This window comes from Psychrobacter urativorans (assembly GCF_904846675.1).
Lineage (GTDB): Bacteria > Pseudomonadota > Gammaproteobacteria > Pseudomonadales > Moraxellaceae > Psychrobacter > Psychrobacter urativorans_B.
The window spans coordinates 1-5,933 of sequence record NZ_CAJHBT010000040.1; the positions used below are offsets into that span (position 1 = coordinate 1).

Annotated in this window: 5 protein-coding genes; all 5 read left to right on the plus strand. The window is 43.8% G+C overall.

What is annotated here, in order from left to right; genetic code table 11:
- A complete protein-coding gene (gene yidD / locus JMY06_RS11430; protein WP_201618372.1) occupies window positions 1-351 on the plus strand; it encodes a membrane protein insertion efficiency factor YidD in 351 nt (116 codons plus the stop codon).
- A 194-nt stretch (window positions 352-545) separates the two neighbouring features.
- Window positions 546-2,237 carry a membrane protein insertase YidC gene (yidC, locus tag JMY06_RS11435; protein WP_201618373.1) on the plus strand — a complete coding sequence of 564 codons (1,692 nt, stop codon included), beginning with the start codon at window positions 546-548 and terminating at the stop codon, window positions 2,235-2,237.
- Between the two features lie 330 nt (window positions 2,238-2,567).
- On the plus strand, window positions 2,568-3,929 hold the full coding sequence (mnmE, locus tag JMY06_RS11440; protein ID WP_413786918.1) for a tRNA uridine-5-carboxymethylaminomethyl(34) synthesis GTPase MnmE: 1,362 nt from the start codon (window positions 2,568-2,570) through the stop codon (window positions 3,927-3,929).
- Window positions 3,930-4,150: 221 nt separating this feature from the next.
- The gene (nrdR, locus tag JMY06_RS11445; RefSeq protein ID WP_201618374.1) at window positions 4,151-4,618 is read left to right on the plus strand and encodes a transcriptional regulator NrdR; all 468 of its coding nucleotides are present in this window, start codon (window positions 4,151-4,153) and stop codon (window positions 4,616-4,618) included.
- A gap of 114 nt (window positions 4,619-4,732) precedes the next feature.
- Complete coding sequence (gene ribD / locus JMY06_RS11450) at window positions 4,733-5,788, plus strand: bifunctional diaminohydroxyphosphoribosylaminopyrimidine deaminase/5-amino-6-(5-phosphoribosylamino)uracil reductase RibD (protein ID WP_201618375.1); 1,056 nt, start codon at window positions 4,733-4,735, stop codon at window positions 5,786-5,788.
- Window positions 5,789-5,933 lie beyond the last annotated feature (145 nt).

The window sequence follows — 5,933 nt, forward strand, 5'->3', positions numbered from 1 at the left end:
ATTTATAATATTTTATTCTATCAAAAAATAATCAGTCCAATAATACCTGCTCGTTGCAGATATTATCCTACATGCTCAAATTATGGCAAACAAGCTTTAGAGTGGCATGGTGTTTGGTCAGGTGGCTGGTTATTATTAAAACGTATCGGTAGCTGTCATCCATTAGGTGGGCATGGTGTTGACTTTGTGCCTTTACCGTTAGCGTCTTATATTTATCATTACTTGCCAATTACTGTGCTCGTATCTGCGCCTGTGGCTGCCCATGAACCCGCTATTGTTAAAGGTAAGGGTATAAGCATTTATCGCGATCATACAAGTTACATCGCCCTCCTAAATCATTTAATGAGGTGATAGTACAGGCTTCTATTTATCACCGATATAAGTTACCCACAGGTTATCCACACTGTTGGTATCATTTGGGGTGGTTTTTTAGTAAAATGACGCACAATTTATGTAAATGATTACTGATATTGTGGTAAGTCTTTGGGCAGCTGCAATCTTGTTGTCATGACCCACGCTCTAATTTTTCACTCTAGGATAGGTTTATGCAAAAGATATTTCGGGTGATGATCATCATTGCGATGCTAATCACCGCTTATCTGCTGATTTTGGCATGGCGAGATGACTATGCTGATGTGCCAGTTGTCGACGCGGTGTCAGAAACTGCAACCTCAGTAGGGGCTGATATTCCCTCTACTACGGGTGCTGCCGGTGATATTCCGGTACAGACGCTACCGACTGATAGCGATGTGGCAGCAACAGTAGTAACTGCGCCGGCTAAAGATGCAGGACTCATCACGGTTACCACCGATCGCTACGATATTAAAATTAGCCCAGAAGGCGGCGATATCGTTTATGCTGCGCTTAAACAGTATGATGCGACCCTTGATAGTGAGACGCCTTTTGTATTGCTTGAGAATAATAGCAATCGTGTCTATATTGCGCAGTCTGGGTTGATTGGCCAAAATGGTATTGATACTGCAGAAGGTCGTGCTAATTACAGTCATAGCGCCAATAGCTACGAGATGAAAGATGGGCAGCAAACATTATCAGTACCGCTGACTTATAAAAAGGACGGCGTTACGGTTACTAAAACCTTTACTTTCACTCACGATAAATATCCTATTGATGTTAGCTATCAAATTCAGAACGCCTCTGCGCAACCATGGCAAGGTCAACTGTTTGCACAACTAAAGCGTGACAGCAGTAAAGATCCAGGTATGTCGGATAAAGGGGCGCTGAGCATGGCGACTTATCTAGGCGGCGCTTGGGGAACGCCTGATGATCCTTATAATAAGCTGAAATTTGGTAAGTTTAATGATAGTGCTTTGACCACCACCAGTGATAAAGGCTGGGTCGGCATAGTTCAGCATTACTTTGTATCTGCCTGGACGCCAGAGAACTTCACCGGTAAATTCTTTAGCCGTGAAAGTGGTGAAGATTACTTCATTGGTTTTAACAGTCAGCCAATTAATGTAGCAACCAATAAGCAAGTGACTTTAAGCGCAACCTTGTATGCAGGACCAAAGGTTCAGTCTGAGCTTAAAGATGTGGCAGTAGGTCTTAATAAAACAGTTGATTACGGTCTTTTATGGCCAATATCAAAAATACTATTTGCCATACTTGATGGTATTCATAAAATCATCGGCAACTGGGGTTGGTCAATCATTCTATTGACAGTTCTGGTTAAAATTGCATTGATGTGGTTCTCTAATAAGAGTTACTATTCAATGGCGAAGATGCGTGCTATCGCACCGCGTCTAGCAGCGTTAAAAGAAGAGCATGGCAGCGATAAGATGAAAATGTCGCAAGAGATGATGGGTATCTACAAGGAAGAAAAAGTCAATCCAATGGCCGGTTGTTTGCCTATATTGATGCAGATGCCTATCTTTTTAGCCTTATACTGGGTGCTAGTTGAAAGTGTCGAGCTGCGTCATGCGCCATTTATTTTATGGATTCATGATTTATCAGCGATGGATCCGTGGTTTATTTTACCGCTACTGATGGGTGGCTCTATGTTCGTACAGCAGCAGCTAAACCCGCAGCCAACTGATCCTATGCAAGCGAAAGTAATGAAGTTTTTACCCATTATCTTTACCGCTTTCATGCTGTTCTTCCCAGCCGGTTTGGTATTGTACTGGACAGTGAATAATTTATTCAGCATGTCGCATCAGTATATCGTCAATAAAAAAGTGCAAGAAGAACAGAGAAATCGTACAGTCAAAGTACTGGGTTAATAATCCATTAAGCATCTAATCACTATAGGAAAAACAATTAACCATCGCTACGGCGGTGGTTTTTTTATGGTAAATCAGCTCTAGCGACAAGCTATTAAAGTTAGATAAACAACCGTTGCTTATTATGCTATAAAAGACACTATCAAGTTTTTTTTGTTAGTCGCAACTAAGCCGTCTATAATGAAGTCTTTAGCTATTGAAATTGAGAGTGTGTGTGTGGATTCTATCGTAACGGCCGCAACGCCAACTGATTTATCTAAGCTCCCTGTTACCTCAGGACAAACCACGATTGCCGCTATCGCCACGCCGCTTGGGCGTGGCGGAGTTGGCATGATACGGTTGTCAGGCCCAAAAGCTTATGCTATGGCCTGTCAATTAACGGGCAAGTCTGCCTTTACGCCGAGACTGGCAAGCTTTTGCCGTTTTTATCAAGCGGATGGCACCGTTATTGATGAAGGCTTGGTATTGTATTTTAAAGGACCACATTCATTCACTGGTGAAGATGTGATTGAGCTGCAAGGTCATGGCGGCATCATATTACAGAATCAGCTATTAGCGCGCGTGTTTGAGCTTGGAGCCAAGCAAGCAAGCGCTGGGGAGTTCTCTTATCGTGCTTTTGATAATGATAAATTAGATTTAGTGCAAGCCGAAGCGATTGCCGATGCCATTGATGCCACCAGTGCTGCTGCTGCCAGTAGTGCCATTCGCTCACTAAGCGGTGAGTTTTCACAAAAGATTAACCAGCTACTAGAACAACTTATTCACTTGCGCTTGCATGTTGAGGCCGCGATTGATTTTCCAGATGAAGAAGACGTTGATTTCTTATCTGATGGTGTTATTCAAAATAAGCTGGAGCAAACCCAAGCACAAATTCAGCAAGTATTAGCAACCGCTAAACAAGGCCAGCTACTACGTGACGGTATTCATGTGGTATTGGCAGGCAGACCCAATGCGGGCAAGTCTAGTTTGCTTAACCGACTGGCAGGACAAGAGCGTGCCATCGTCACTGAAGTGGCCGGAACGACTCGCGATACGCTACAAGAGACGGTAGTTCTCAATGGCTTAACTTTACATTTAACCGATACTGCAGGTCTACGTGATACTGAAGATACGGTAGAGCGTATCGGTATTGCCCGTGCGCGCACTGCGATTAAACAGGCTGATATGTTGTTGATGGTCTATGACGTCACGCGTGATATTGAAGATAATGGCACGCCGTTACAGCTGGCTGAGCAGCTATTTGGGGAGTTGCCTGCGGCTAAACGCTTATTAATTATTGCCAATAAAAGCGACTTGTTGAATAAAAATGAGTCACCGAGTAATACTGTAGATTCTAATGCTGCAGCTATTATAAATAATCTAGGCACTATGCAACAACAAGGCTATGAACAAGTTAATGTTTCATGTGAAACAGGCGCCGGTATAGAAAATCTAATAGAAGCTTTGTGTGCTAAAGTAGGCTTTCATCCACCTGAAAACAGCTTGATTGCTCGTACTCGCCATCTAGATGCGCTAAGACGTACCGCTGATTATTTGGTGGAGGCACATGAACAATTAGTCGTGTTCCAAGCAGGCGAACTGGTCGCTGAGAGTTTACGCCAAGCACAGCACAGCTTAGGTGAAATCACTGGTGAATTCAGTGCTGATGACTTGCTAGGAAAAATATTTGGTAGCTTTTGTATTGGTAAATGATTTATAGCATGATGTCGCTAATTGGTTGATTAAAATACTGTAGTTAATATGAGAAAACGGCAATTCGGGTTTCAAATAATTTAATGAAGAACACTCGACTCCGTTGTTCGCAAGCTCTCAAAGTCGCTCGTTTGTCTTTACTAAATTGCACCTGTAACTATTTTAGGAGCGATCGGTTATATGACAACTACCATGCATAGTATTAAGAAAAGGAATAGAGTATGCATTGCCCATATTGTAACGCCTCAGAGACTAAGGTGATTGACTCGCGTCTGGCAGCAGAAGGTGCGCAAGTGCGCCGACGTCGCGTCTGTAATGGTTGCCAAGAGCGCTTTACTACCTTTGAGATGGTAGAAGTGGTGATGCCGCGTATCATCAAGTCAAGCGGTAAAATTGAGCCGTATGACAATGAAAAACTACGGCGCTCTATTCAGTTGCCGCTACAAAAACGCCCGATTACTATCGATGAACAAGAAGCGATGATTAGCCGAGTTGAGAAGCGGGTTCGGCAAATGGGTGAGCGTGAAATCAGCAGCAAAGTCTTAGGCGAAATTATTATGAGCGAGCTTAAAACCCTTGACGATGTCGCTTATGTGCGCTTTGCCAGTGTCTATCGCGACTTTCAAGATATTGATGCTTTTCATCAAGAAATCGCTAATATTCGGCCAGTAGATAAAAATACGTCTTGAATTTAGGCTTAATTTTAAAATTGAACTTGAAGCTAACCTTAGATTTCAGCATTCAAAATCTTATTTTCTCACGCAGATTAACTTTCAGTTATTCCTCTATTAAGTGTGACTCTTATGCCAATTCCAAACCATGCTCAAGCCGCCCAAGATAGTTACTTCATGATGCTCGCTATTGAGCAAGCCAAACGCGGTCAGTACACTGCTAGGCCTAATCCGGCAGTAGGTTGCGTATTGGTACAAGGCGTAGAGGTGGTTGGACAAGGGTTTCATCCACAAGCAGGACAGCCGCATGCCGAAGTATTCGCGCTTAAAGATGCTGGCGCGCAAGCAGCAGGCGCGACCGCTTATGTGACTTTGGAGCCTTGTAGCCATACCGGACGTACGCCGCCTTGTGCGCTTGCTTTAATCAATGCCGGTGTCAAACGGGTGGTTATTGCCGGTCTAGATCCTAATCCGCAAGTAGCAGGACGCGGGGTTAGCTTGCTAGAGCAGTCCGGTATTGAAGTTAGCGTTGGCATATTAACAGCGCAAGCAGAAGCGCTTAATCTTGGGTTTTTAAAGGCTATGCGCACGCAGATGCCTTATGTACGCCTCAAGATAGCGACCAGCTTAGATGGGCGCACAGCAATGCCCACAGGTGAGTCAAAATGGATTACGGGGATAGAAGCGCGCGAGGATGTCCAAAAACTACGGGCGAAAAGTGGTGCTATTATTACGGGCAGCGTAACGGTCATTACGGACAATCCACAGTTAAATGTGCGCTCTAGTCAATTGGACGTGGCACTGGAACAAATTCCCAGCCCTATGATAGTAGTGCTCGATAGACGCGAGCGCATAAAACATGATTTGCAGTCTGATTATCAGTTATGCCGCCGTGCAGATACTTACTATTGGCGTGAAGATAGTTTGCACGCGCTACTAAAAACGTTGGTCAGTGAGCATCAATGTTATGACGTATTGGTAGAAGCGGGCGCTAGCGTTGCTGGTAGTTTTTTAAGTCAGCAGTTGGTAGATGAGCTGATTGTCTATCAAGCGCCTTGCATACTTGGATCACAAGCGCGAGCAATGGTTGACTTTAACCCGTTATCGTTAGCGCAGCAGCTGCGTTTTGACTATCACAGTTTTGAGAAAGTAGGTACTGATATCAAGTTGACCTTGCTACCTATTTAACTTTTCCTGACCTCCGTAAGCGCTCTGTGTATAAATGCCTGTGCATAAGTTAATTGTTCATAAAGTGCTTTGACCTCTGCTGTCAAATCCGTAGACATTAACTTGGGAGATTTTAATCAAGCAGCCTGACGATAAAAGTCAAACC

What these genes read in the sequence shown, in the direction of transcription:
- yidC (WP_201618373.1), top strand. Translation starts at nt 546, where the DNA reads ATGCAAAAGATATTTCGGGTGATGATCATCATTGCGATGCTAATCACC.
- mnmE (WP_413786918.1), top strand. Translation starts at nt 2,568, where the DNA reads ATGATACGGTTGTCAGGCCCAAAAGCTTATGCTATGGCCTGTCAATTA.
- nrdR (WP_201618374.1), top strand. Translation starts at nt 4,151, where the DNA reads ATGCATTGCCCATATTGTAACGCCTCAGAGACTAAGGTGATTGACTCG.
- ribD (WP_201618375.1), top strand. Translation starts at nt 4,733, where the DNA reads ATGCCAATTCCAAACCATGCTCAAGCCGCCCAAGATAGTTACTTCATG.